This is a genomic window from uncultured Roseobacter sp. (assembly GCF_947496515.1).
Classification (GTDB): domain Bacteria; phylum Pseudomonadota; class Alphaproteobacteria; order Rhodobacterales; family Rhodobacteraceae; genus Roseobacter.
This window is the reverse complement of the sequence record NZ_CANMDB010000003.1, coordinates 209,776-234,397: the sequence shown is the minus strand read 5'-3', so window position 1 is coordinate 234,397 and position 24,622 is coordinate 209,776. Positions and strand designations below refer to the sequence as shown.

Here is a 24,622-nt window from a genome sequence, read left to right as displayed (position 1 = left end):
GCAAAGCCCCCAACCTCCTCTGTCTCAGCCTCCGAAAGCCCCATACCGTAAGGGATCTGCCCCATGTCTAACACACCGCCCGCCCACGCCCGCGTCGTCATTATCGGCGGTGGCGTCATCGGCTGTTCCACAGCCTACCACCTGACCAAACTGGGCTGGAAAGACGTCGTCCTGCTGGAGCGGAAACAGCTCACGTCGGGCACCACATGGCATGCCGCAGGCCTGATCGCACAGCTGCGCGCCACCGCCAATATGACCAAACTCGCGCGCTACTCCCAGGAACTCTACGGCAATCTGGAGGCGGAAACCGGTGTGGCAACCGGCTTCAAGCGCTGCGGCTCGATCACCGTGGCGCTCACCGAAGAGCGCCGCGAGGAGATCCTGCGCCAGGCCGCCATGGCCCGCGCCTTCGGCGTGGAGGTCGAGGAGATCTCGCCCACCGAGGTCAAGGCACGCTACGAGCATCTCAACATCGACGGCGTCACCGGTGCTGTCTATCTCGACAAGGACGGTCAGGGCGATCCTGCCAACATCGCGCTGGCACTGGCCAAGGGCGCGCGGCAGCGCGGTGCTACCATCCTCGAGCGCACCAAAGCGACCCGCATCGTCCGTGACGGCCGCCGCGTCACCGGCGTCGACTGGGAACAGGGTGAGGCGCGCGGCCATATCACTGCCGATATGGTGGTGAACTGCGGCGGCATGTGGGCCCATGAAGTCGGCCGCATGGCGGGCGTCAACGTCCCGCTGCACGCCTGCGAACACTTCTACATCGTCACCGAGGCGATTGCGGGGCTCACCCAACTGCCCGTGCTCCGCGTGCCCGACGAATGCGCCTATTACAAGGAAGACGCGGGCAAGATGCTGCTGGGCGCCTTTGAGCCCAACGCCAAGCCCTGGGGCACGGCAGGCATCCCTGCGGATTTCGAATTCGATCAGCTGCCGGAGGACTTCGACCACTTCGAGCCCATCCTGGCCGATGCGGTGGAACGGATGCCGATGCTAGCCGAAGCGGGGATCCACACGTTCTTCAACGGTCCCGAAAGTTTCACGCCCGACGATGCCTACCACCTCGGCCTTGCGCCAGAGCTTGATAACTTCTGGGTCGCGGCGGGCTTCAACTCCATCGGGATCCAGTCCGCCGGTGGCGCTGGCATGGCGCTGGCGCAGTGGATGGAAGACGGACAAAAGCCGTTCGATCTGGGTGACGTGGACATCAGCCGGATGGAGCCCTTTCAGGGCAACAAGAAATATCTTTACGAACGCGCGACGGAATCGCTGGGGCTGCTCTACAAGGACCACTTCCCCTTTCGGCAGAAGGAGACCGCGCGCAAGATCCGCCGCTCGCCGGTCTACTGGCAGTTCCTCGACCGCGGTGCGGTCATGGGTGAGTTCGCGGGCTGGGAGCGGCCCAACTGGATCGCCAAACCGACCCAGACGCCGGAATATGAGTACAGCTGGAAACGGCAGAGCTTTTTCAACAACATCGCCGAAGAACACACCGCCATCCGCAACAACGTGGGCATGTATGACATGTCCTCCTTCGGCAAGATCCGGGTGGAGGGGCGCGACGCCGTTGCCTTCATGAACCATGTGGGCGGCGGGCAATATGACGTACCGGTGGGCAAGATCACCTATACCCAGTTCCTGAACCCCATGGGCGGGATCGAGGCGGATGTGACCGTGACACGGGTCAGCGAGACTGCCTTTCTCGTGGTGACGCCGGCGGCCACACGGCTGGCGGATGAGACGTGGATGCGCCGTCAGGTGGGTGATTTCAACGTGGTGATCACCAACATGACCGCGAGCGAGGCGGTGCTGGCGGTCATGGGTCCCAGCTCACGCGATCTGCTGAACCTGGTATCTCCCAATGATTTTTCCAATGATGTCAATCCTTTCGGTACCGCCCAGGAGATCGAGATCGGCCATGGTCTCGCGCGTGTGCACCGGGTGACCTACGTGGGAGAGCTTGGCTGGGAGGTCTATGTGTCCTCCGAGATGGCCGCCCATGTATGCGAGACCCTGATCGAGGCGGGCGCGGATCTGAACCTGAAGCTCTGCGGTATGCACATGATGGACAGCTGCCGGATGGAGAAGGGCTTCCGTCATTTCGGGCATGACATCACCTGCGAGGATCACGTGCTGGAGGCGGGCTTGGGCTTTGCGGTCAAGACCGACAAGCCCGATTTCATCGGGCGCGATGCGGTCTTGCGCAAGAAGGAGACGGGGCTGGAGCGGCGGTTGGTGCAGTTCAGGCTGACGGATCCCGAGCCGCTGCTCTATCATAACGAGCCGGTGCTGCGGGACGGCGAACTGGTGGGCTATCTGGCCTCCGGCGCTTACGGCCATACGTTGGGCGGCGCGATGGGTCTGGGCTATGTGCCCTGCAAGGGCGAAACGGCGGCGGAGGTGCTCGCATCGAGCTACGAGATCGACGTGGCGGGCACGCGGGTGGCGGCCGAGGCATCCTTGCGGCCCATGTATGACCCGAAATCCGAACGGGTGAAGGTCTGAGGTCAGCGTAGACGTGGCTGCCGGTAGCGCGTGCGGATTGTTTGGGGAGCCTCCGGCGGGAGTTTTCCGGGCAAGATGAAAGAGCATCGGCTGCGCTCTGAGACCCCGGGAGGGGTTGAAAGGCGGCGTGCGATTTGCGAGCAGGCGGGATGGACAGCGATTACAATCCGCCGGGGGACCCGCTGGTGGTTTTGCACGAGGATGCGGAGGTTCTGCTGGTGGATAAACCGGCGGGGCTCTTGTCGGTGCCCGGCAAAGGGGCTCATCTGGCCGATTGTCTGCTGGCGCGGGTGCAGGCGGCCTTTCCCGACGCGCTGCTGGTGCACAGGCTGGATCGTGACACGTCGGGCGTGATGATCTTTGCCCTGACCCCTCATGCGCAGCGGCATCTGGGGTTGCAGTTCGAAAAGCGCATGACCCGCAAGACCTATGTGGCGCGGGTCTGGGGTGTTCCGGTCGAGAAGACGGGCACCGTGGATCTGCCGCTGATCGTGGACTGGCCAAACCGCCCGCGTCAGAAGGTCGATCACGAGACCGGCAAACCCGCGCAAACCGACTGGCGTGTGCTGAAAGACGAGGGTGATACGGCCCGGCTGCGCCTGTATCCGCATACGGGGCGCAGCCATCAGCTGCGGGTCCATATGCTCAGCCTCGGCCATCCCATTCTGGGTGATCCGTTCTACGCCACGGGGCCCGCGCGCGCGTATCCGCGGTTGATGCTGCACAGCGAGGAGTTGCGGTTCAAGCACCCCCAGGGCGGCCGTTCCACAAAGGTGCGGGCACCGGCACCCTTCTGATCGACCCGGTTTCAGGGCAGGTGGGCCTGGCATTTCACGGTCCCGTTATCTGCGGAGCAGGGAACCAAATCGAAAGATATTGTGATATACCCTCGAGCCGTGGTGACGGTGAGTGTTTTGGAGTGAGGGAAGAATTGTGAAACGCAGAGAGTTTATCGCAGCGTCGGGTGCGGCGTTGGTGACCATTGGTGCAGGGCGCGCGGGGGCCGCGGTGCCGCCGGTTTTGCCAGATTACAACATGCCGGAGGAATTCCTGCCGCGCGAGGTGCGGATCAAGAACGACTTTGCACCCTACGAGATCCACGTGGATCCGGCGCAATTCGCGCTCTACTGGACGCTGCCGGACCAGAAGGCGATCCGCTACACCGTGGGGATTGGGCGCCGGGGTCTGTACGAATCCGGTGAATTCTACGTGGGCGCCAAGAAGGAATGGCCCAGTTGGACGCCCACGCCGGGGATGATCGAGCGGGAGCCGGAAGTTTACGAGAAATATGCCGACGGTCTGCCGGGGGGGCTGAATAACCCACTGGGTTCACGGGGTCTCTATCTCTTTCAGCCCGGCAAGGGGGACACGTTCCTGCGGGTGCACGGGACCAATGACCCTCGAACCATCGCTCAGCGGGTGTCGAATGGCTGCGCGCGGCTGATCAACGATCAGATGATCGATCTCTACGATCGGGTGCCGATGAACAGCCGGGTTGTGCTCTATCCAGCGGATCTCTGAGACAGGGGTTTGTTTAGCCGGTTCGGCGACCCCTAAGGCGCCCGGAGCGCGGGGGCGATAAGGATGGAAGGGGGGCTTTCCCCCCCGGAGCACTATCGGCTCCTCCCCCCAGAGTTTTCTGGCAAGGTGAAAGACGGGCGAACAGGGCGTGCGTGCTGTGTAGCGGGGCCGGAGGTGCAGGACGTTTCGCTTGGAGCGAGCGGGGGCCGTGTGACCCCATCCGGCGCGGGCGCAGTGTGACAGTCGTACGCCTGTACTCCCACCGTTGATCAAGGGCGCGGGGAACCCGCTTTCAAGCGGGTTGGCGCCCCGGACCCATCTGCCTATTCCGCGGCCCAGCCGGAGACAGCCTTGACCTCCAGGAACTCTTCCAGACCATACGTACCGCCTTCGCGACCGTTGCCCGACTGTTTGTACCCGCCGAAAGGCGAGCCTTGGGCGAACCCCTGGCCGTTTGTCTCCACCATACCGGAGCGTAGCTGTCGGGCGACCCGGCGGCGCTTGTCATCGTCTTCGGTCTGGATGTAGTTGGTCAGCCCGTAGGGGGTGTCATTGGCGATGGCGATGGCCTCGGCCTCCTCATCGAAGGGAATGATCGACAGGACGGGGCCGAAGATCTCCTCGCGCGCGATGGTCATGTCGTTGGTCACATCGGCGAAGACCGTGGGTTTCACATAGTAGCCCCGGTTGAGCCCGTCGGGTCGGCCCAGGCCCCCCGCCACCAGCCGCGCCTCGCCCATGCCGGTCTCGATCAGCTTCTGGATCTTGTCGAACTGTGCTTCGGAGACCACGGGACCGATGTGCTTACCCTCTTCGGACGCTGGCCCCACGTGGGTCGCCTCCGCCACCTCGGCGGCGGTCGCCACGGCCTCGTCGTACCGCGACCGGTGCACCAGCATGCGGGTCGGCGCGTTGCACGACTGGCCGGAGTTACGGAAGCACCGGATCGCCCCCTGTTTTGCCGCTTTGGGGTGCGCGTCGTCGAAGATGATATTGGCCCCCTTCCCGCCAAGCTCAAGGCTGACGCGCTTGAGCGTATCGGCGGCGGCCTTGGAAATCGCGATGCCAGCGCGGGTGGAGCCGGTGAAGCTGACCATGTCGACGCCCGGATGCGCGGAAAGCTGGCTGCCCACGCCCGCACCATCGCCGTTCACCAGGTTGAAGACGCCCGCGGGGAACCCCGCCTCATGCACGAACTCCGCGAAAAGATGCCCCGAGAGCGGTGCGACTTCGGAGGGTTTCAGCACCACTGTGCAGCCGGTGGCCAGCGCCGGGATCACCTTGAGCACGATCTGGTTCATCGGCCAGTTCCACGGGGTGATCAGTGCGCAGACACCGATAGGCTCCAGCAGGGTTTTCTCGGTCGCGGTGAAATCCCGCTCGAAGCTGAAGGTCTCGAAGGCCTTGAGGAACCCTTTCATATGCCAGCTGCCCGCACCCACCTGCTGCGCGCGCGACAGCTCGATGGGCGCGCCCATCTCCAGCGACATGGCCTGGGCCATCTCTTCGGCGCGGTCCTCGTAGATCGCCAGAAGCTTGCGCAAAAGCGCCTCACGTTCCCCGCGCGACGTCTGCGACCAGCCATCGAAAGAGCCGCGGGCGGCGGCCACTGCGGCATCCGTATCAGCCTGATCCCCGAGCGAGATGACGGCGCATTGCTCCTCTGTCGATGGGTCGATCACGGCGAAATCCTTGGGCGTGGCGGGGGCAGTCCACCCGCCACCGATATAGAAATCACGTTTTTCCAGCATGCGATTGATCCTTCCTGTGCGAGATTGGGGGCACCCTGTCACCCCGGGGATCTGTCCGCAAGTGAGGGGATGAAACCCGGGCGCGAAGCGATTAGGTTAACAGCGAGTCACCAAGCATTGCACCGGAGGACACCATGGGCTTGCGCATTAACGACACCATTCCGAACCTCACCGTCGAGACCGACCATGGCACGATCCAGCTGCATGACTGGATCGGTGACAGCTGGGCCATCCTGTTTTCGCACCCCAAGGATTTCACCCCTGTCTGCACCACCGAATTCGGCGCTGTGGCACAATTGGCCGAGGAATGGGAGAAACGCGGTACCAAGGTGATCGGCGTCAGCGTCGATGGCGTGGAGGACCACAAGAAATGGAAAGGCGATATCGAGACCTTTGGCGGCGCCAAGGCGGGATTTCCGATCATCGCCGATGACGGGCTGGAGGTTTCCAAGGCGTTCGACATGCTGCCAGCCGAAGCCTATCTGCCCGACGGTCGGACACCTGCGGACAGCGCAACCGTGCGGTCCGTTTTCATCATCGGGCCGGATAAGCAGCTGAAGCTGTCGATGACCTATCCGATGACCGTGGGGCGCAACTTTGCCGAGGTGCTGCGCGCGCTCGACGGGTTGCAGATGTCCACCGGCAAGGGCGTGGCGACACCGGCGAACTGGAACGTGGGCGATGACGTGATCATCCCCGCCACCGTGTCGGATGAGGATGCCAAGGCCAAATTCGGCGAGTTCACCAAGATCCTGCCGTATCTGCGCACCACCAAAGCGCCTCAATAAGGCCTGCGCCAGCGGCTGCGAAACGCCCCGGGGATTGGACCCCGGGGCTTTTTTTTACATCAGACCTTGCGGCTGCGGCGCGCCGCGACCAGACCGAAGCCGCCCAACCCCATCAGCAGGAATGGCAGCGCTGCGGGCAGCGGGACCGGCGTTGGCAGACCATCGAGACCGGCAATCACCGTCTCTGCGATCTCAGCGTGTACAATCCGGTTGGGGTGCACCCCGTCCACAAAGAAGAAGGCGTCCGCCACCTCCGCGGTCGGACAGATGTTAAAATCCGTCGGATCCACAATGCGCGGCGTGCAGATCCCGTCGAGCCGCAGGTTCAGATCGCCCGCCTGAGCCAGCAGGCGATTGAACTCGCCGAACAGATCGAAGATCTCAAATTTCAAACTGGGATCGTCTACCGCCCGAAGAGCGGCAAGCTCTGCCGCCAACGTGGCGTTGAAGAGCTGTGTGCCGCCCCGCAACGCGGCGCGCTCGACGTCCGAGAGGCCGCTCGATGCCGGGATCAAGCTGAAATCCGGCAGGTTGAAGACGAGGAAATTGTCAAAGTTGGCGATCTTGGAGATCTCCTTGATGTTCTCCACCACCTTGCGGGCAACGGCGACCGGGTTGAAATCCGCCTCACTCGCGTTCTGCAGGAAATCATTGGCGCCGAAGAGAACGGAGACCAGTGGCGTGTCACCGGCGACAACCGCGGCACCCGACGTCAGAAAGGTATTCACCTGCCGCCCGAAGGTACCGAAGGGCACGGAGAGCGCGGGCGGTGTCACCAGGTCATTGTCGTTCAGGTCACCGGCGGTCGCCCCGCCGAAAGCAAAGTTGAACTCGGGCAGCCGGGCCGCGGTAAAGACATCGCCGATGATCTCCGCATAGACAGGCCCGTTGGAAAACCGCCCGCCGACGCTGGGCGCGGGCAGCGCGGGTGCCTTGCCATCGTCGCTGAGACTGTCACCAAAGGCGTAATAGCTCGAAAACTCGGACGACAGCGTACTGCCCTGCGCGGCACTCGCCAGCCCGGCGGCCAGGATCAAAGCCAGATATCGCTTGGTCATATGGTGATTCCCCCACTGAATACCGGCCTCAGCCTAGAGGCGCGGGGGCGTATGGCCAAAGCAATCCGTCTATGACGTTGCGGCAGCGCCTTCTTCCAGTTTGATGGGCTGGAGCACGAGGCGGTTGCGCATCCGGGTGTGTGCCGCGATCAGCGCCGTGACCCGCGCGCGGAAAAGCGGCAGCGGCTCAGGATGCCCGCCCTTGCTGTGCAGATCCGCGAGCCAGCCCTCCAGCAGTGTCGCGTGCTCCTCATCGGGGGCCAGCCGGATGAAGAACGCTGCCAGATGCTCCAGCAGCCAGGGGGCGCGTGGTTCCATAAAGACGGCGTATTGCCAGTCGATCACCCGCAGATCGCCCGTTTCGGGGTTGAGCATGATGTTCTCGTCGCGCAGATCGCAGTGGTTGACGCCCGCATTGTAGAACCGCAGGATCGTCTCCTGACCCAGACGCGCGACCTCGTCATAGCGCATCGCGCCGTCGCGGTAGAGCCGCAGCAGATCCGTGTGATCGGTCAGGCTTTGCTGGATGAGGCCGGAGCAATTTACCAGACCGGTCTTGCGCTTTTCCAGAAAGGCGATGGCGTCCGGCGTCGGCAGGCCCATTTTCTGCGCTTCGATCATGTTCACGAATTCACGGTAGGCGTATTTGCGATGCCGCAGCCGCGACCCGATGAAGCTGAGCGGAAAGAGCTTGATGACCACTGCGCCCGTCTCGGTCGTGTGACGAAAGATGAACCGTTGGCGCGCCTTTTTCAGAAGCTTTTGATTGGGTTGCAGCTCAGGATGGGCAAAATCCGCCTGAGCCTTCAGCAGATCCGGGTTTCGGCTATCCTGTTCGCGCCAATATGCGATGCTGCCATCCGGGGCGGTATCGGTCGGAAGGCCCTGCAGGCCCGATGGGTAAACGTGCAACATTAGAATGGCGCCAGCGTAACAAAATCACGTCAGTTATATGACAGATCGCGGCAATAGCACCTGGTGGACGTCTTATGCAACTGCTCCGTGCCGTGGTGCGTCACGGAAAACGCCCGCCGCCATTGCTGGCAACGGGCGCTTTGTCAGCTCAGCCGGAGCAGGTCAGTCTGCCGCGGCCTCTTCTTTTTTGACTTCTTCGCCGGTCTCCTGATCGACGACTTTCATGGACAGGCGCACCTTGCCACGATCGTCAAAGCCCAGAAGTTTCACTTTCACTTCCTGACCTTCCTTGAGCACATCCGACGGATGGTTCAGGCGGCGGTTTTCGATCTGGGACACGTGCACCAGACCGTCGCGCTTGCCAAAGAAGTTCACGAAGGCGCCGAAATCGACGATCTTCACCACGGTACCTGTGTAGACCATGCCCTCTTCGGGTTCGGCCACGATGGAGTGGATCATGTCATAGGCCTTCTTGATCGCTTCGCCGTTGGGGCTGGCGATCTTGATGATGCCTTCGTCGTTGATGTCCACCTTGGCACCGGACACTTCCACGATCTCGCGGATGACCTTGCCACCGGAGCCGATGACTTCGCGGATCTTGTCGGTGGGGATCTGCATGGTCTCGATGCGGGGCGCGTGAACGGAGAAGTCCTGCGCACCGGTGAGCGCCTTGTTCATCTCGCCCAGAATGTGCATCCGGCCGTCCTTGGCCTGCGCCAGGGCTTTCTCCATGATCTCGGGCGTGATGCCCGCGACCTTGATGTCCATCTGCAGCGAGGTGATGCCGTTCTCGGTGCCTGCGACCTTGAAGTCCATGTCGCCGAGGTGGTCCTCATCGCCCAGAATGTCCGACAGGATCGCGTAGGAGCCATCCTCTTCGAGGATCAGACCCATGGCGACACCGGCCACCGCGTTCTTCAGCGGCACGCCTGCATCCATCATCGACAGCGACCCGCCACAGACCGAGGCCATGGAGGAGGAACCGTTGGATTCGGTGATCTCGGACACCACGCGGACGGTATAGGGGAAATCCGTCGAGGCGGGCAGAACCGCCTGCAACGCGCGCCAGGCCAGTTTGCCGTGGCCAATCTCGCGCCGTCCGGGAGGGCCCACGCGGCCCGCTTCGCCGACCGAGTAGGGCGGGAAGTTGTAGTGCAGCAGGAAGTTCGATTTGAAGTTGCCGTGCAGCGCGTCGATGAACTGCTCATCGTCGCCGGTGCCCAAGGTGGTCACGACCAGGCCTTGCGTCTCGCCACGGGTAAAGAGCGCCGAGCCGTGCGTCCGCGGCAGCAGGCCGGTCTCACAAACGATCTCGCGGATCTCGTCCGTCTTGCGACCGTCGATGCGCGTACCGGTCTTGACCACGTCGCCGCGCAAGATGGACGCCTCCAGACCTTTCATGGCGGAACCGAGGTTGGGGTCCGCTGCCTGATCCTCGGTCAACGAACCGAGGATCTCGTCGCGTGCCTGCGCCACGGCGGCGGTACGTTCCTGCTTGTCGGAGATCGCGAAAGCGGCGCGCATGGCCGCTTCGCCATGTTCACGCACGACCGCAGAAAGCTCCGAGTAATCCGCTGGCTGGAAATCAAAGGGCTCCTTGGCGGCGTCTTCGGCCAGGTCGATGATCAGGTCGATCACCGGCTGGATCTGCTCATGGGCGAATTTCACCGCACCCAGCATTTCGTCTTCGGTCAGCTCGTAGGCTTCGGATTCGACCATCATGACCGCGTCCTTGGTGCCTGCGACCACAAGGTCGAGCCGCTGCTCGGGGTTCAGGCGCAGGTCCTGCATGTCGTCCACGGTGGGGTTCAGGATGTATTCGCCATCCTCGAAGCCAACGCGGGCACCGGCGATGGGGCCCATGAAGGGGGCGCCCGAAATGGTCAGCGCCGCAGAGGCCGCGATCATCGCGACCATATCGGGGTCATTGACCAGATCGTGGGAGAGCACGGTGCACATCACCAGCACTTCGTTCTTGAAGCCGGGGACGAACAGCGGGCGGATCGGACGGTCGATCAGACGCGCGGTCAGGGTTTCTTTCTCCGTCGGGCGCGCCTCGCGCTTGAAGAAACCACCGGGCACCTTGCCCGCCGCGTAGTATTTTTCCTGGTAGTGCACGGTCAGGGGAAAGAAATCCTGACCCGGCTTTTGCTTGCGCGCATAAGTCACGTTCGCCATCACGCTGGTTTCCCCCAGCGTGGCAATCACGGATCCGTCCGCCTGACGGGCCACTTTTCCGGTTTCCAGTGTGAGCGTCTCTTCGCCCCACTGCATCGATTTTTTCGTCTCAGTGAACATCTAGGTTCCTCAAATAGGCCCGCGGGCCATTGCATAGGGGGCGTATTCCCCCTGACCTCGGTATCGTCCTGGACAACGGTTTCGTCTGGCGCTGAGGTCCGGGCGCCTGTTGTCAGATTGCGCGTACCTACACGAGAGTGGGGGCCATGAAAAGAGGGGGTCGGCGGGGCGTCTAGTCGCGCCTGCGGGGGGTCGGCTCGCCCAAGATCTGGGTCAGCAGACCGACGACAAAGGCCGTGGTCATGCCGAACATCAGGATGCCGGTGAAAGAGATCATGGCCCCCGCGATGCGGTGGTCCGGGCTGAGGACAAGATCGCCGTAGCCCACGGTCGTGTAGGTGACGAGCGCATAGTAGATGGGCGCCTCATAACCGCTCAACGCCCCGATCAGCCAGAGCCCGAAGGCGGCAATATAGATCTGGGCGGTATGCGACGCCACGAGCAGCAAAAACAGGATGCAGGCGCCCGTGAGCTGGTGACGTGTCGGGCGTGTCGGCGCAAAGTGGTCGTGCTGGCGCAGGTGACGAACCAGCCGCGCGATGACCAGCAGGTGGAGCGCCGCCGAGACCAGCAGGACGATGCTGCCGAAGGCGATCTGCAATAGAACGGGCATGGGCTTTCCTGATACTGCGCGCACTGGTCTGATCTAAGCAGCGCGCGATCCGATGTCCAACGGTCGGGCGGGGAAAACCGCGTTCCAACGCGGTTGAGCGCCGTTGGTACCGTCGGACGGGATAGGGTGGACGAAAAGAGACCGTGGACCGTGAAGATCAGTACGCACGTGCGGAGCGACCTCGCTCGCACAAGGACCCCTCAGAAGATCGCTGACACTCTGAGGTGGGCCATGGCGGGCGCTCTATTGGCAGCGCAAGCGCGCAAAGAACACTCGTTGGTCATCGCTCCGGGCCAGAGCACCTACGGAGCGGAACTGTCGGTCCAATTGGCGATCGTACCCTGTCCATGTACAGGAGCCTTCCGCTTTGACAGCCCGCTCCCCAAGAGCAATGAGCTGCTCAAACCCCGGTCGTGACGAACGATCAAGCCGCTTCTGAGCGCTCTGGATCTTGTTGAAGCACTCGCTGAAAAGCGCCTTGTTTTGGTATTGTTCGGGATCCAGACCTTTGCCGCAGCTTTCCGCGTAGCTGCCCGTGTATTTGACGACCGTGCCGTCGGACGTTGTAATGGTCGCCCGAGGTCCGGTGAAGTTAAACATATAGATGCTTTCACCGGCAGGCATTGGAAATGCGCTACGATGCAGAGCACTTACATCACGGAAGTCGTAGAACGTCACGGTTCCGTCGCCGAATTCGACGGATTTCTTATTCCGGCTCGTATCCGTGCTACCGCAGCCAACCATCACGGCGGTACATATCGAAAGAAGAGCTAGCTGTTTCACTTAGGACCGACCGAGATGGCGCGGAGGAAAGATCCAAAACCGGGGAGAGCGGCGACGCCGTAGCGCGCCGTTTGAATCCGTCTCCCCGATGCTGGGTGCTAATGCACGTTGGCTCAGCGGCGCAGGCCGAGGCGCTTGATGAGATCCTTGTAGCGGTCCTCATCCTTGTTCTTGACGTAGTCGAGCAGCTTACGGCGTGTCGCCACCATCTTGAGCAGACCGCGGCGACCGTGGTTGTCTTTCTTGTGGGTCTTGAAGTGCTCGGTCAGGGTCGCGATCCGCGAGCTGAGAATGGCAACCTGAACCTCGGGCGAGCCTGTGTCGCCTTCCTTGGTTCCGTATTCCTTCATCACGCGGGATTTTTCTTCGGCAGTAATCGACATCGGGGGCTCCTGTTCATCTGTGTTTCGGTCAAGGCGCAGGCCGGGATGTCGTCCAGCACAGGCCCGTGGAGGGGGTCCCGAAGCTCATGCGAGTTTCGGGCGATGGGCGCGTATAGGCGCGCGCGGCGCGAAATGCAAATGGTGTTTGCACCACAATCGCAGAACCGGCGATTGGTGGTTCAGACCTCTTCGAGCCCCACAGACACGGCTTTGCTGAGCGGCAGAAGCACGATGTCCTCGGCGCGCAGATCCGCCGCATCCGGTATTTCGGCCACGGCCTCACCGTTCAGGGCGATTCGCACCCTTTCAGGCTGGCCGGGCACGGGCGACAGGGTAATCTGAGGCGGATCGGCAGAAGGCGCGCTGTCGTCCCACACCAGCACCAGCCCCTCGGTCGCTGCATCGTAGGGGATCTCCTCTGCCCCCGCGCGCGCCGCGATCCAATCAGCGAGCGGTTGCTCCCTATCCGGGGCTGGTCTGTCCACGTGCTCTTCCCGAGGCGTAGGGCGCGGCGGCAAGGCCAGTGCTTCTCGCAGTCTCAGGGGCGCTGCCGGTCCACGACGGGGACGTATGGCCCAGGGCGCGGCGTTCAGCAGCGAACCGGCGGCGGCACTATGCGCCTTGATCTCCGACAGGACCCCGTCGATGTCGCCCGCTACCAGCCCGGGCGTTGTCTGAGGGTCCGATCCGGCCTGATGGGGCATGGTATTTGCCTTTTCGCGCGGTGACGTCTGGCGAAAAGCTAGAGCCAAAACCTCACCGGATCGTTAATCGGTGGCCACCGCAGACCAATGCACCGGCGCCCGTGCGTAGGGCACGTAGAGCGGATGGCGCGGGTGACCGCCCTTGGACAGCCCCAGATGACACAGCGCGACCCCCGCCGCCCTAAGCTGTGCGGCAACCGCCGGGCCCCGGCCCCGATGCGCACCGTGCACCCCCCAGGCGGCGATGACCTGATCGGCAGCGGCAGCGGCGCGCAGCATTACCGCGTCGTTTTGAGGGCCCACCGGCTCCGCCGCACGGCGCATTGCATTGGGATCGGTGTCGCGCCAGGCAAAGATGTTGGTGACCTCAAAGCCGCCAAACCCCAGCATACGGGCGCGCCGCTCGCATCGCTCGACCGTCGGATCATTGCGTAACTCATCGGCTTTGGAGGGGTTCAGCATGACAAAGTTCACCCGTGGGCCGCGGGGCGCCCAGACCCGGCTCAGACTGTAGCGGTAGTTACCACAGTCGGAATACACAGCCTCTGACCGGCATTGGCCGGTGTCATGGTTGCGGGTGATCAAAGCAGATGATGGCACGTGGCTGTCCCTCTTTCCGCCGGGCATCGTCCCATCGCGCCACAGGGTCAATGACAAAACCGTCGGTACAACAGCAAAGGGCCGCCCCGCGACAGGACGGCCCAGGGATGAGATCTGACGGCGCTCAGGCAGCGACAGTGCGGGTGCGGGCGGGCAGATCCATCACCTCACCACGCAGTTCCAACACAGCGGCGGCAACCAACGCGTAGACGATATGACCCCAGAGCGCGACCCAGGTGATCCCGGTGAAGCCGAGGAAGGCAGGCATCCCGGCGACCAGATGCGCCATGATGTAGAGGGCAAAGACCCACAGGGCGGCGCCATAAACGGTCGCCGTAACGCCCCACGGAAGTTGCGGCAGAATGGCGCGCTGCACCGGGCGGGCGATGGCGTAGTAGCCAACGACGTAGAATAACAGACCCGTCAGCGTGTGCAGCAGGTAGGCCGCACCGGAGGGCGACGCCCCGAAGACGGACTTCAGCGTGGCACCGGCAAGGCCGACGGGGGCCAGTTTTGCGTACCCGAAGAGCGGGCTGAGCGCCTGGCCGAAGGTATCAAAGGCGATTGTGGCAAAGGCACCGGCGGTCAGCATGGTCAGGATCGTGCGTTTCATGTCGTTCTCTCCATATTGGCTGTTCTGTGATGTCTGAGAGAGATATGGCAGGTCGGTGTACCGTTGTGCACCGACCTCACGCAGGGCTTACCCAGAGGCCAAATCCCGTAACAAACCCTGTAACAAACCGCCCGATCCGCTGACATCGACGCGAGCAATACGACAAAGTGAAACATTTGGAACTACTCGGTTCCTATTCTGGCGCGGTACCAGATAGCAAAACCCGCCGATTCGCCGGAATCACCGCTGTGAAAGCAGCTTCTCTGGCCTTGTCTGATGTTGCGTGCTCGCTCTGCGAACCGTGGTCCGGCCCTTAGGACGCCGGGACAGCCGAGATGTTGAGCACCCGGGTCGGATGCAGCTCACCCGATTTGTACCGGCCGATGGCCAGCGCGCGCCCCTCAAAGGAGGCCCATGCTTCGGTTCCGTAGGGCACATCCGGGGCCAGTACCATGCCCGGATTGCCGTTGCGCAGCCGGGTGGCCCCTTCCGCCGTGGCACGCACCTGCGGCAGCGACTGCAGAGCCTCTTCAACGGGGCGCAGAGCGGCGTCGAGTTCCGGCGTGCGGGCAAGAGCCTCAATCTGTTCGATGGTCAGACCGTCTTCGGCATCGAAGGGGCCTGACCAGATGCGGCGCAGCGCACGCACGTGGCCATGACAGCCCAGGGCGGCGCCCAGATCGCGGGCGATGGACCGGACGTAGCCGCCCTTGCCGCAAGTCAGCTCCAACGTCACATGATCGGCATCGGGCATGTCGGTCAGCAACAGGCTTTCCACGTAAAGGGGCCTTGCCGCGATCTCCATGGTTTCGCCGTCGCGGGCGCGTTTGTATGCACGTTCCCCGTCGATCTTGACGGCGGAGAACTGCGGCGGCACCTGTTCGATATCGCCGACAAAGGCGCTCAGCGCTGCCTTGATCTCCTCTTCGGTCGGGCGCGCCGCACTCTGCGCGATCACCTCGCCTTCGGCATCATCGGTGTTGGTCGCCTGCCCCAGCCCCACGGTAAACTCATAGGCCTTGAGCGCATCTGTCACGTAGGGCACCGTCTTGGTCGCCTCGCCGAGGGCAACGGCCAGCACGCCCGTGGCGTCGGGATCCAGCGTCCCTGCGTGCCCTGCCTTCTTGGCGTCAAAAGCCCAGCGGACCTTGCCCACCACAGCGGTCGAGGTCATGCCAGCGGGCTTGTCCACGACCAACCATCCCGAAATGTCCCTGCCCTGACGCCTGCGTCCCATGGTATCCCCTGTATCCGCTCCGCGCGCCCTAGGATGGCTGCGCGCCCGGCGCAACCCCTGCGGGCGTTATTCCAGCGGACCTGTCACGCCGATGATCGGCCCGAGGCTGAACCCGAAATCGCTGCGCCCCAGTGACGGCGCATAGAGTCTTGAGACCTTGCCATCGAAATAAAGCGCGTTGGACAGCCCCAGATGATCGCGGAACAGCCGCCCGAAACTGTGGAAATTCACCGGGTCGTCGGAGATGGCAAAGACCACGCGCTGCCCGTCGGCGGAGGTACCCACCCCGTTGCGGATGAATTTGGAGGTGCCGTCGGGCAGGAACCGCGGATGCAGTGCGCCGTCGATCACCAGCATCGGGCCCGACTGTGTCGCGTGATCGCAGGCGGGATCTGCGGCAACGAAAGCGCCAGTCTCGAACACATCGGCCCGGCCCTCGCGCACGCAAAAGACACCGTTGGGCAACAGGCCAAAATTACCCGGTCCGGCGCTTTCGATGACGCGCATGATCTCCTGCCCGTCCTCGACGTAGTGCCCGACGGGCGCGCGGTTGTCGTGATACATGCCCGCATTCATGGCAAAGACCAAGGCGCGCCCTTCGGCATCGAGGGCCCGGTTGATGGTGGAGAACTGCCCCATCGGAGCACCCGTGTCATCGTAGAGAAACAGCTCCAGCGTCTCGGTGGCGGGGGTCACTTCGCAGATGGTGTAGCGCGCATCGTCGAAGGTGATCGGCCCACACTCCACCGCCTGGGCCCGCTCGGCGATCAGAGCGGCGGCAAGAACCGTAAGTGCCGCGCGGATCATTCCGGCTCGCGCTCCTCCGCTGGGTCTGCATTGGTGTCGCGCCGAACGTCCGCACGGCTGAGCATCTCGCGGGTTTCGTCCATCCGGTCAAAGGTGCGGTCCAGCTGAAACCGCAGATCGGGTGCGAATTTCAGCGCCAGCTTGCGCGAGATGACGCGGCGCAGCTCGCCCTTGTTGCGCGCCAGCAGCGCGATGACGTCCTCCTGACCGCGCCCGCCCAACGGCAGCACGTAGGCCGTGGCGATGCGCAGATCGGGCGACGTGCGCACCTCGCCCACGGTGATGGACATCCGGTTGAGCTCCGGATCGTGGACATCGCCACGCGCCAGCACATCCGACAGGGCGCGCCGGATCAGTTCGCCCACCCGAAGCTGACGCTGCGAAGGGCCGGGCCCATCGTGAAACTTGTTCCTAGCCATGGATCTCATCTAAGCGGTTGCCGGGGCTTTGCCAAGCGCGGGCTGTCACGATAAGCAAGGCCCGGCAATGACAGGCAGGAGCAGGCAATGAGCGCGCCCATGAAAATCGTGGTGACAGGGGTGTCGGGCCGGATGGGCCGGATGCTGGTAGAGACCATCGGCACCTCGGACCGCGTGACGCTGAGTGGCGCGGTGGAGCGGGCCGGGCACGGGTGGATCGGCCGTGATCTGGGCGAGGTGCTGGGCCGCGAGGGCGACGGCGTTCTGGTGACCGACGATATTACGGCTGCCTTGCAGGAGGCGGACGCGGTCATCGACTTTACCGCGCCGCTTGCGACGATCGCCACGGCGCAGGCCGCAGCCGACGCGGGGGTGGCGCATGTGATTGGCACCACGGGCATGTCCGACGACGAGATCGCCCAGCTGGCCAAGCCTGCGGCGCACACGGTCATCGTGCGCGCGGGCAATATGAGCCTCGGCGTGAACCTGCTGGTGCAGCTGACCCGGCAGGTCGCAGCGGCGCTGGATGAGGATTACGACATCGAAGTGATCGAGGCGCACCACAACCGCAAGGTGGACGTGCCCTCCGGCACGGCGCTGATGCTGGGCGAAGCAGCGGCGGCCGGGCGCGGGGTGGAATTGGCCGATGTCTCGGACCGGGCCCGTGACGGCATTACCGGGGCGCGCAGCCGGGGCCAGATCGGCTTTGCCGCTATCAGAGGCGGCGACATCGTTGGCGAGCATGACGTGATGTTCGCGGCGGACGGCGAGCGGATTGTCCTGCGGCATGTGGCCTCGGACCGGTCGGTCTTCGCCCGAGGGGCAATCAAGGCAGCGCTCTGGAGCGCCGGGCGTGCGCCGGGCGCCTACGACATGCTTGATGTTCTGGGGCTCAAGCCACGTTAACCATTTCGGAAGAAGCCCGCGACATTTTGAACCAAAGCGGCGGTTCGTGCGTATCTGTTTCGTAACCTCATCTGCGAGGAGCAGGATAAATGCGCAAGTATGTCGGTATTCTGGCCGTTGCCGCGGCCTCGCTCGGGACATCCGCAGCGGCGGAATTCACGAAAGTTGACAGCGAAGAAGCGTTTCTGGAGGCGATCACCGGCAAGGAGCTTCGGCGCCCGCTGGTAAAGCTCGAAGTGTCTCAGGAAGGCGAAATCTCAGGCACCGGGGCGGCATGGCCCGTGACCGGCAACTGGACCTGGGAAGGCGGCTATTTCTGTCGTGATCTCTTCTGGGGCGGTGATCCGCTTGGGTACAACTGTCAGGCCGTGGAAATTCAGGACAACTGGATCCGCTTTACCTCTGACAAAGGTGCCGGGCGGTCGGCGGAGTTTCGTCTGCGCTAGGCAAAGCGGTGCCGGATTGAAAGACGGTGCAGCGCGCGCCCGTGGCTGACGTGCGCGCGTTTCAATTGCCGAGGGATCAAAAGTCGATCGCGAGACCCTTCTTTTCCCAATCCCCGTAGCGCACGGGCTCCGGCCCGTCGCGACCACCCAGCTCCGGCGGCAACTCCAGTGCAGCGGCGGCGCGGCGGCGTTCTTCCGCTTCCGCCAGCGCGCGCTGTGCGGCAGGGGGCAGATCCGGCGTTGGTTCTGGTGTCGGCTGACCCGGCGTGTCGGGAATGGGTTTTGGCGCCGGCGTTGGATCGCCGGGCACATCCGGGCCGGGGACAGGCGGTTTGCCAGCGGTCGTCTTGGCTGTCGATCTGTCGGTCATCATCGATATCCTCGCTGCTTGGCCTTGATATACGCCGCGCGCTGACGCAGACAACCCACCAGCACGCCTGAGGAGTCTCCCATGTCAGATATCGGTCTTCCCGCCCGCCGGAGCGCGGTCTACCTGCTCGACCAGATCCTGGGCGAAGGACGGCTGATGTCCGAACTGATGGCTGCGGGCGCGCTGGACAAGCTGGAGCCCGCGGAGCGCGCGCGGGCGGCGCGGCTGGCGCAAGACACATTGCGCGGTCTGGAGCGCGCGGACAGGCTTTTGCAAAAGCATCTGTCGAAATACCCGCCGCTGACCGTGCGCAACGCGCTGCGGGTCGGCACGATGGAGCTGTGTCACGGCGCCGCGGCCCACGGTGTCGTCAACGCGATGGTGGAGCTGGTGGCGCGGCACAAGCGGTTGGGTCACCTCAAGGGTCTGACAAACGCGGTACTCCGCAAGATCGCCGCCGATGGCCCCGAGGCCTGGCAGGCCCTGCGCGCGCCGCGGCTGCCCAAATGGCTGCGCGGCCCGCTGGTGGAGGCATGGGGCGCTGACGCCATGACCGCCATGGAAGCCGCGCATTTCGCGGGCGCACCGCTCGATCTCACGGCACGCGGCGATGCGGCGGCGGTGGCAGCGGCGACGGGCGGGCAGCTGCTGCCCAATGGCACCGTGCGGGTGCGGGACGCCGGGCAGGTCTCCACCATGCCGGGCTTTGACACGGGCGACTGGTGGGTGCAGGACGCCGCCGCTGCCTGGCCTGTGCAGATGTTGGCACCACAGCCCGGCGAACGGGTGCTGGACCTCTGCGCGGCACCCGGCGGCAAGACCATGCAGCTGGCCGCCAGCGGTGCGGCAGTCACCGCCGTGGACAGCTCCGAGACGCGGATGGCGCGGGTGACGGATAACCTCGCGCGCACGGGTCTCGCCGCCGAGCTGGTGGTGCGCGATGCGCGGGCACATCAGGGCAGCTACGACGCGATCCTGCTGGACGCACCCTGCTCTGCCACCGGCACCATCCGGCGGCATGCGGATCTCCCCCACGCCAAGGACGGGTCGGAGTTCGGCGCACTGATTGACCTGCAGGAAACCCTGATCGACCACGCATGGGGGTTGCTGGCGCCCGGCGGTCGGATGGTCTTTTGCACCTGCTCTTTGCTCCCCGACGAAGGCGAAGTGCAGGTGGAGGCAGCTCTGGAACGGCACGGCGACATGACGGTAGCGCGGGAGGCCACCGCCTTGCCCGGGGTCGAGCCCGGGTGGCAGACGGAAGAGGGCGGCCTGCGCCTGCGGCCCGACTACTGGGCGGACCGGGGCGGAATGGATGGCTTTTACATGGCCGCTCTGCGCAAGGCGGGCTGAGCCACATAGCCGGTGACTTGGGCCCGGACACGGGCTAACATGCGCGCACGCGCCGTCAGAGCGTGCCCTGGCAGAGTAGCCCGAGATGTCCGCAACCCGTCGTTTTTCCGAACGCAAGGTGCAGTTCCTGAACCGCTGGCACGCCGCGCGGGCGGGCAGGATGCGGGCGCGACCGGTTGGGTTCGTCTCCTCGCCCGAGCCGCGCACCATCGGCAGTTTCGCGCGGGGGCGGCAGTTGCTGGCGGGCAACTTTCTCTTTGCGGGCCACCTGCTGGAGCACGCGGACACCGACATCTGGGATCTGCCCGCGCCGACCGAAGCCTACGCACGGGAGATGCAGGGGTTTGCCTGGCTAGACGATCTGGCCGCGGTGGGCGACGGGCCTGCGCGGGCCACGGCACAACGCTGGCTCTGGAGCTGGATCGACCGCTATGGCCGCGGCCGGGGGCCGGGCTGGACCCCGGATCTGACCGGTCGGCGGCTTATCCGCTGGATCAATCACGCGCTCTTTCTGCTGCGCGGGCATGATGCACCGGACAGTGATCTCTTCTACGGCAGCCTGCACCGGCAGACCCATTTCCTCGCCCGGCGCTGGCACGGTGCGGCGAGCGGCCTGCCGCGGTTCGAAGCGCTCACCGGGTTGATCCACGCGAGCCTCTCGCTGGAGGGGATGGAGGCCATGGCAGACCCGGCGGTGCGCGCGCTGGCGCAGGAATGTCAGAGCCAGATCGACGCTCAGGGTGGTCTGCCCACCCGCAATCCAGAGGAGCTTCTGGACGTTTTCATCCTGCTGACATGGGCGGCGGCGGCGCTGTCAGATGCGGGCCGCTCGACCCCCCCGGCCCATCTGCAGGCCATCGCGCGGATCGCGCCTACCCTGCGCAGCCTGCGGCACGCCGATGGTGGTCTGGCGCGATTTCACGGGGGCGGGCGCGGCCGGGACGGCTGGCTCGATCAGGCGCTGGCGCAGGCCAGGATCCGACCGCGCGCGTCCGAAGGGCTGTCGATGGGCTTTGCGCGGCTGTCTGCAGGACGCACAAGCGTGATTGTCGACGCAAGCCCGCCACCGCAGGGGGCCGCGTCCCACAACGCCCATGCCTCAACCCTCGCGCTGGAGCTGACCTCCGGCAGGCGGCCCGTGCTGGTCAACTGCGGCTCGGGCCGGGCGTTTGGGCCGGAATGGCGGCGTGCCGGACGTGCCACCCCCTCCCATTCCACCCTGTCGCTGCAGGGCTACTCCAGCGCCCGGCTGGGCGATGCGGATCCGGCGACGGGGACGGAGCGGCTGATCGAAGGGCCCGCAAAGGTCCCGCTGGAGATCGGCCATGTGAGCGACGGTCTGCGGTTTCAGGGCGGGCACGACGGCTTTGCCGCGACCCACGGTCTGACCCATGCGCGCACGCTGGAGATGACCTTTGACGGGCGCGCCATCGCGGGCGAGGACATGCTGCTGGCGCTGAGCGAACGGGAGCAGAACCGCTTTGATCTCGCCCTTGATGCGGCCAAGCTGCAGGGGCTGGCGTTCGATGTGCGCTTTCATCTCCATCCGGAGGTGGACGCGACGCTCGATCTGGGCGGTGCGGCGGTCTCGCTGGCGCTCAAGAGCGGTGAGGTCTGGGTGTTTCGCCACGACGGTGCCCAAACGCTGAGCCTGCAGGCGTCGGTCTATCTGGAGACCGGGCGGCTGAAACCGCGGGCCACAAATCAGATTGTCCTTTCCGGCAAGGCTATGTCATACGCCACGCGTGTCCGCTGGTCGCTGTCCAAGGCGCAGGAAACCGCAAGCGGCCTGCGTGATCTGGGCCCCGGCGCATCCGAGCCTATCGACGAACCCTGAGGGACCCCGCATTATGACCGACCTTGCCCCGTTGCGCCGTGCGCTGCTTTCCGTATCCGACAAAACCGGACTGGTGGATTTCGCCACCGCCCTGGCCGCGCGGGGGGTCGAGCTTCTCTCGACCGGGGGGACGGCAACGACGCTGCGCGAGGCGGGGCTTGAGGTGTGCGATGTCTCGGAGGTGACGGGCTTTCCCGAGATGATGGACGGGCGCGTCAAGACGCTGCATCCGGTGGTGCACGGCGGGCTGCTCGCGCTGCGGGACAATGACGCCCATGTAGCCGCCATGGAGGCCCACGGCATCGGCGCCATCGACCTGGTTGTGGTGAACCTCTACCCGTTCGAGCAGACGGTGGCCCAGGGGGCCGCCTACGACGAGGTGATCGAGAACATCGACATCGGCGGGCCGGCGATGATCCGTTCGGCGGCCAAGAACCACGGCTTTGTCACGGTGGTGGTGGATGTGGAGGACTACGACACCGTGCTAACGGAGCTCGACGCGCAGGACGGTCAGACGACCTATGCGCTGCGGCAGCGGCTGGCCCAGACGGCCTACGCCCGCACGGCAGCCTACGACAGCGCTGTCAGCACCTGGATGGCCGGTAAAGCAGGCGGCACCCCCCGGCGGCGCAGTTTCAGCGGCGCGCTCGTGCAAAAACTGCGCTACGGCGAAAACCCCCACCAGGCCGCGGCCTTTTACAGGGATGGCACGCAAGGCGCGGGCGTGGCCACGGCACAGCAGCATCAGGGCAAGGATCTGAGCTATAACAACATCAACGACACCGATGCGGCCTTTGAGCTGGTGAGTGCATTCGATCCCGCGGACGGGCCGGCTTGCGCCATCATAAAACACGCCAACCCCTGCGGCGTGGCGCGCGGTGCGACCCTGCAGGAGGCCTACACCCGCGCCTTCGACTGCGACCGCACCTCCGCCTTCGGGGGGATCATTGCGCTGAACCAACCGCTCGATGGCCCGACCGCAGAGGCGATCACGCAGATCTTTACCGAGGTGGTGGTGGCCCCGGGCGCCGACAAGACCGCGCGCGCGGTCTTCGCCGCGAAGAAGAACCTGCGGCTCCTGACCACGGACGGTCTCGCTGATCCCACAGCTCCCGGTCTTGCCGTCCGGCAGGTGTCGGGGGGGTATCTCGTGCAGGACAAGGACGTGGGCGCCCTGTCGCCCGATGATCTGAAGATCGTCACGAAACGCGCGCCCTCCGAGCAGGAAATGGCCGATCTGCTGTTCGCCTGGACGGTTGCGAAACACGTCAAGTCCAACGCCATCATCTACGTCAAGGACGGTGCTACCGTGGGCGTGGGTGCCGGACAGATGAGCCGGGTGGACAGCACCCGGATCGCCGCGCGCAAGGCGCAGGACATGGCCGAGGCCATGGGACTGCCCAGCCCCCTGACCCAAGGATCTGTCGTGGCGTCCGATGCCTTCTTTCCCTTCGCGGACGGGCTGATCACCGCCGCCGAGGCAGGGGCGACGGCGCTCATCCAGCCGGGTGGCTCAATGCGGGACGATGACGTCATCGCCGCGGCAGATGACCTGGGGCTTGCCATGGTGTTGACCGGCATGCGGCATTTCCGCCACTGACGCGAGGGACCGAGACCATGCGCATCCTCGCCCTGACGGCCCTCGCGGCCTTTGTGCTTGACCAGCTGAGCAAGTATCTGGTGATCCACACGATGGAGCTGGCCCGGATCCGCGCCATCGACGTGCTGCCACCGGTGCTGAACTTTCGCTACGGCGAGAACCGGGGCATCAACTTTGGTCTCTTCTCGGACGGATCGGAAGCCAGCCGCTGGATCCTCATCCTGCTGGCACTGGCGATCTGCACCGGCGTGCTGATCTGGGTGCGGCGACAGCAGCCCGGACCTTGGGCGCTGGCGGGTGCGGGGCTGCTCATCGGCGGCGCGCTGGCCAATGTGCTCGATCGGGTGCTCTACGGCTATGTGCTCGATTTCCTCAACATGTCCTGCTGCGGGATCGACAACCCCTTTGTGTTCAACCTGGCGGATGTGTTCATCTTTGCGGGCGCCATCGGGCTGGTGTTTCTCGCGCCGGACCCCGGCAGCACCCGCAAAAAAGGCCAGTGACATTGCCCGGCGGCTCGCGCTATCAACGCAACAATCGCGAGGAGACCTGACATGCGCCGGATACTGGCCCTCATCCTGATCACCGCCTGCCTGTCCGCCTGTGCGAACCAGGGCCTGCGGGACTTGCGCTCCAACACGCGCGGGCCGGATGAGTTCGCAATCGAACCCAAAGCGCCGCTGCAAACGCCCGATGACCTGCGCACGCTGCCCTCGCCCACGCCCGGGCAGGCCAATCTGACGGATAACAATCCGCTGGATGATGCGGTGATTGCCTTGGGCGGACGCCCCTCCACGGGCACGGCGGTCCCGGCGACCGATGGCGCGCTGGTCAATGCCGCCAACCGCTTTGGCATTACCCCCAACATCCGCCAGACGCTGGCCGAGTCGGATGCGGAGTTCCGCCGCCGTCAGTCACGACTGACTCAGTTCCGGCTCTTCCCCGAAGATCTCTATCTGCGGGCCTACCGGCGTCAGGCTCTGGACGCGCGGGCAGAGGCCGCGCGCTGGCGCAGGGCGGGCGCGCGGACCCCAAGTTTCCCGCCCGGCTGAACCTGGCGGCGGGGGCCATGTCCCTCACATTCGTGACAGCGCGCCTTGAACGCGGGC

Annotated in this window: 25 protein-coding genes; 11 read left to right on the top strand and 14 right to left on the bottom strand. The window is 64.5% G+C overall.

Annotation, left to right across the window (positions count from 1 at the left end):
- Positions 1-63 precede the first annotated feature (63 nt).
- From Q1A53_RS08225 to Q1A53_RS08215, 3 genes are all read left to right on the top strand, one after another.
- Positions 64-2,511, top strand: a complete 2,448-nt coding sequence (locus Q1A53_RS08225) for an FAD-dependent oxidoreductase (protein WP_299964980.1) — start codon at positions 64-66, stop codon at positions 2,509-2,511.
- Between the two features lie 149 nt (positions 2,512-2,660).
- On the top strand, positions 2,661-3,308 hold the full coding sequence (locus Q1A53_RS08220) for a pseudouridine synthase (RefSeq protein WP_299964977.1): 648 nt from the start codon (positions 2,661-2,663) through the stop codon (positions 3,306-3,308).
- A 136-nt stretch (positions 3,309-3,444) separates the two neighbouring features.
- Positions 3,445-4,032 carry a L,D-transpeptidase gene (locus Q1A53_RS08215; protein ID WP_299964974.1) on the top strand — a complete coding sequence of 196 codons (588 nt, stop codon included), beginning with the start codon at positions 3,445-3,447 and terminating at the stop codon, positions 4,030-4,032.
- 323 nt (positions 4,033-4,355) lie between these two features.
- Here the strand turns inward: Q1A53_RS08215 and Q1A53_RS08210 are convergent, their stop codons facing one another.
- Positions 4,356-5,783 carry an aldehyde dehydrogenase family protein gene (locus tag Q1A53_RS08210; protein WP_299964971.1) on the bottom strand — a complete coding sequence of 476 codons (1,428 nt, stop codon included), beginning with the start codon at positions 5,781-5,783 and terminating at the stop codon, positions 4,356-4,358.
- 134 nt (positions 5,784-5,917) lie between these two features.
- On the opposite strand from Q1A53_RS08210, the gene Q1A53_RS08205 reads away from it, so the two are divergent.
- A complete protein-coding gene (locus tag Q1A53_RS08205) occupies positions 5,918-6,571 on the top strand; it encodes a peroxiredoxin (RefSeq protein ID WP_299964968.1) in 654 nt (217 codons plus the stop codon).
- 59 nt (positions 6,572-6,630) lie between these two features.
- Here Q1A53_RS08205 and Q1A53_RS08200 read toward each other — a convergent pair whose 3' ends face one another.
- From Q1A53_RS08200 to rbfA, 12 genes are all read right to left on the bottom strand, one after another.
- Positions 6,631-7,629, bottom strand: a complete 999-nt coding sequence (locus Q1A53_RS08200; protein ID WP_299964965.1) for an SGNH/GDSL hydrolase family protein — start codon at positions 7,627-7,629, stop codon at positions 6,631-6,633.
- Positions 7,630-7,698: 69 nt separating this feature from the next.
- Positions 7,699-8,544: a lipopolysaccharide kinase InaA family protein gene (locus Q1A53_RS08195; protein WP_299964962.1), complete on the bottom strand. Its 846-nt coding sequence runs from the start codon at positions 8,542-8,544 to the stop codon at positions 7,699-7,701.
- A gap of 162 nt (positions 8,545-8,706) precedes the next feature.
- Positions 8,707-10,842, bottom strand: a complete 2,136-nt coding sequence (gene pnp / locus Q1A53_RS08190) for a polyribonucleotide nucleotidyltransferase (RefSeq protein ID WP_299964960.1) — start codon at positions 10,840-10,842, stop codon at positions 8,707-8,709.
- A 172-nt stretch (positions 10,843-11,014) separates the two neighbouring features.
- Positions 11,015-11,455: a potassium channel family protein gene (locus Q1A53_RS08185; protein ID WP_299964957.1), complete on the bottom strand. Its 441-nt coding sequence runs from the start codon at positions 11,453-11,455 to the stop codon at positions 11,015-11,017.
- A gap of 243 nt (positions 11,456-11,698) precedes the next feature.
- On the bottom strand, positions 11,699-12,238 hold the full coding sequence (locus Q1A53_RS08180; protein ID WP_299964955.1) for a hypothetical protein: 540 nt from the start codon (positions 12,236-12,238) through the stop codon (positions 11,699-11,701).
- 113 nt (positions 12,239-12,351) lie between these two features.
- Complete coding sequence (gene rpsO, locus Q1A53_RS08175) at positions 12,352-12,621, bottom strand: 30S ribosomal protein S15 (protein ID WP_299964952.1); 270 nt, start codon at positions 12,619-12,621, stop codon at positions 12,352-12,354.
- A 179-nt stretch (positions 12,622-12,800) separates the two neighbouring features.
- Positions 12,801-13,325, bottom strand: a complete 525-nt coding sequence (locus tag Q1A53_RS08170; RefSeq protein WP_299964949.1) for a hypothetical protein — start codon at positions 13,323-13,325, stop codon at positions 12,801-12,803.
- 63 nt (positions 13,326-13,388) lie between these two features.
- Entirely contained in the window at positions 13,389-13,910 is a 522-nt protein-coding gene (locus Q1A53_RS08165) for a DUF1643 domain-containing protein (protein ID WP_299965274.1), read from the bottom strand.
- Between the two features lie 139 nt (positions 13,911-14,049).
- Positions 14,050-14,538, bottom strand: a complete 489-nt coding sequence (locus tag Q1A53_RS08160; protein WP_299964947.1) for a hypothetical protein — start codon at positions 14,536-14,538, stop codon at positions 14,050-14,052.
- A 313-nt stretch (positions 14,539-14,851) separates the two neighbouring features.
- A complete protein-coding gene (gene truB, locus Q1A53_RS08155; protein ID WP_299964944.1) occupies positions 14,852-15,775 on the bottom strand; it encodes a tRNA pseudouridine(55) synthase TruB in 924 nt (307 codons plus the stop codon).
- A 66-nt stretch (positions 15,776-15,841) separates the two neighbouring features.
- Entirely contained in the window at positions 15,842-16,582 is a 741-nt protein-coding gene (locus Q1A53_RS08150) for a phosphodiester glycosidase family protein (protein WP_299964941.1), read from the bottom strand.
- Positions 16,579-17,001, bottom strand: a complete 423-nt coding sequence (rbfA, locus tag Q1A53_RS08145; RefSeq protein WP_299964938.1) for a 30S ribosome-binding factor RbfA — start codon at positions 16,999-17,001, stop codon at positions 16,579-16,581. Before rbfA ends, Q1A53_RS08150 begins: the two co-directional genes overlap by 4 nt.
- A gap of 87 nt (positions 17,002-17,088) precedes the next feature.
- Between rbfA and dapB the strand changes: the two genes are divergently transcribed.
- Entirely contained in the window at positions 17,089-17,907 is an 819-nt protein-coding gene (dapB, locus tag Q1A53_RS08140; RefSeq protein WP_299964935.1) for a 4-hydroxy-tetrahydrodipicolinate reductase, read from the top strand.
- Positions 17,908-17,996: 89 nt separating this feature from the next.
- Entirely contained in the window at positions 17,997-18,353 is a 357-nt protein-coding gene (locus tag Q1A53_RS08135) for a dihydrodipicolinate reductase (protein ID WP_299964932.1), read from the top strand.
- A 76-nt stretch (positions 18,354-18,429) separates the two neighbouring features.
- On the opposite strand, the gene Q1A53_RS08130 is transcribed toward Q1A53_RS08135, so the two are convergent.
- Positions 18,430-18,723, bottom strand: a complete 294-nt coding sequence (locus tag Q1A53_RS08130; RefSeq protein WP_366872498.1) for a DUF1674 domain-containing protein — start codon at positions 18,721-18,723, stop codon at positions 18,430-18,432.
- Between the two features lie 81 nt (positions 18,724-18,804).
- Between Q1A53_RS08130 and Q1A53_RS08125 the strand changes: the two genes are divergently transcribed.
- From Q1A53_RS08125 to Q1A53_RS08105, 5 genes are all read left to right on the top strand, one after another.
- Positions 18,805-20,076, top strand: coding sequence for a transcription antitermination factor NusB (locus Q1A53_RS08125; RefSeq protein WP_299964929.1), 1,272 nt, complete (start codon positions 18,805-18,807; stop codon positions 20,074-20,076).
- Between the two features lie 85 nt (positions 20,077-20,161).
- Positions 20,162-21,913 carry a heparinase II/III family protein gene (locus tag Q1A53_RS08120; protein ID WP_299964926.1) on the top strand — a complete coding sequence of 584 codons (1,752 nt, stop codon included), beginning with the start codon at positions 20,162-20,164 and terminating at the stop codon, positions 21,911-21,913.
- A 13-nt stretch (positions 21,914-21,926) separates the two neighbouring features.
- On the top strand, positions 21,927-23,513 hold the full coding sequence (gene purH / locus Q1A53_RS08115; protein ID WP_299964923.1) for a bifunctional phosphoribosylaminoimidazolecarboxamide formyltransferase/IMP cyclohydrolase: 1,587 nt from the start codon (positions 21,927-21,929) through the stop codon (positions 23,511-23,513).
- Between the two features lie 17 nt (positions 23,514-23,530).
- The gene (gene lspA, locus Q1A53_RS08110; RefSeq protein ID WP_299964920.1) at positions 23,531-24,016 is read left to right on the top strand and encodes a signal peptidase II; all 486 of its coding nucleotides are present in this window, start codon (positions 23,531-23,533) and stop codon (positions 24,014-24,016) included.
- 51 nt (positions 24,017-24,067) lie between these two features.
- Positions 24,068-24,565: a DUF3035 domain-containing protein gene (locus Q1A53_RS08105; protein ID WP_299964917.1), complete on the top strand. Its 498-nt coding sequence runs from the start codon at positions 24,068-24,070 to the stop codon at positions 24,563-24,565.
- Positions 24,566-24,622: the final 57 nt, after the last annotated feature.

Coding starts and splice junctions, on each gene's coding strand:
- Q1A53_RS08125 (WP_299964929.1), top strand. CDS start 18,805: ATGTCAGATATCGGTCTTCCCGCCCGCCGGAGCGCGGTCTACCTGCTC.
- Q1A53_RS08170 (WP_299964949.1), bottom strand. CDS start 13,325: ATGCCCCATCAGGCCGGATCGGACCCTCAGACAACGCCCGGGCTGGTA.
- purH (WP_299964923.1), top strand. CDS start 21,927: ATGACCGACCTTGCCCCGTTGCGCCGTGCGCTGCTTTCCGTATCCGAC.
- pnp (WP_299964960.1), bottom strand. CDS start 10,842: ATGTTCACTGAGACGAAAAAATCGATGCAGTGGGGCGAAGAGACGCTC.
- Q1A53_RS08105 (WP_299964917.1), top strand. CDS start 24,068: ATGCGCCGGATACTGGCCCTCATCCTGATCACCGCCTGCCTGTCCGCC.
- Q1A53_RS08225 (WP_299964980.1), top strand. CDS start 64: ATGTCTAACACACCGCCCGCCCACGCCCGCGTCGTCATTATCGGCGGT.
- rpsO (WP_299964952.1), bottom strand. CDS start 12,621: ATGTCGATTACTGCCGAAGAAAAATCCCGCGTGATGAAGGAATACGGA.
- dapB (WP_299964935.1), top strand. CDS start 17,089: ATGAGCGCGCCCATGAAAATCGTGGTGACAGGGGTGTCGGGCCGGATG.
- Q1A53_RS08200 (WP_299964965.1), bottom strand. CDS start 7,629: ATGACCAAGCGATATCTGGCTTTGATCCTGGCCGCCGGGCTGGCGAGT.
- Q1A53_RS08160 (WP_299964947.1), bottom strand. CDS start 14,538: ATGAAACGCACGATCCTGACCATGCTGACCGCCGGTGCCTTTGCCACA.
- Q1A53_RS08195 (WP_299964962.1), bottom strand. CDS start 8,544: ATGTTGCACGTTTACCCATCGGGCCTGCAGGGCCTTCCGACCGATACC.
- Q1A53_RS08135 (WP_299964932.1), top strand. CDS start 17,997: ATGCGCAAGTATGTCGGTATTCTGGCCGTTGCCGCGGCCTCGCTCGGG.
- Q1A53_RS08210 (WP_299964971.1), bottom strand. CDS start 5,783: ATGCTGGAAAAACGTGATTTCTATATCGGTGGCGGGTGGACTGCCCCC.
- Q1A53_RS08120 (WP_299964926.1), top strand. CDS start 20,162: ATGTCCGCAACCCGTCGTTTTTCCGAACGCAAGGTGCAGTTCCTGAAC.
- lspA (WP_299964920.1), top strand. CDS start 23,531: ATGCGCATCCTCGCCCTGACGGCCCTCGCGGCCTTTGTGCTTGACCAG.
- Q1A53_RS08205 (WP_299964968.1), top strand. CDS start 5,918: ATGGGCTTGCGCATTAACGACACCATTCCGAACCTCACCGTCGAGACC.
- truB (WP_299964944.1), bottom strand. CDS start 15,775: ATGGGACGCAGGCGTCAGGGCAGGGACATTTCGGGATGGTTGGTCGTG.
- Q1A53_RS08130 (WP_366872498.1), bottom strand. CDS start 18,723: ATGACCGACAGATCGACAGCCAAGACGACCGCTGGCAAACCGCCTGTC.
- Q1A53_RS08220 (WP_299964977.1), top strand. CDS start 2,661: ATGGACAGCGATTACAATCCGCCGGGGGACCCGCTGGTGGTTTTGCAC.
- rbfA (WP_299964938.1), bottom strand. CDS start 17,001: ATGGCTAGGAACAAGTTTCACGATGGGCCCGGCCCTTCGCAGCGTCAG.
- Q1A53_RS08150 (WP_299964941.1), bottom strand. CDS start 16,582: ATGATCCGCGCGGCACTTACGGTTCTTGCCGCCGCTCTGATCGCCGAG.
- Q1A53_RS08185 (WP_299964957.1), bottom strand. CDS start 11,455: ATGCCCGTTCTATTGCAGATCGCCTTCGGCAGCATCGTCCTGCTGGTC.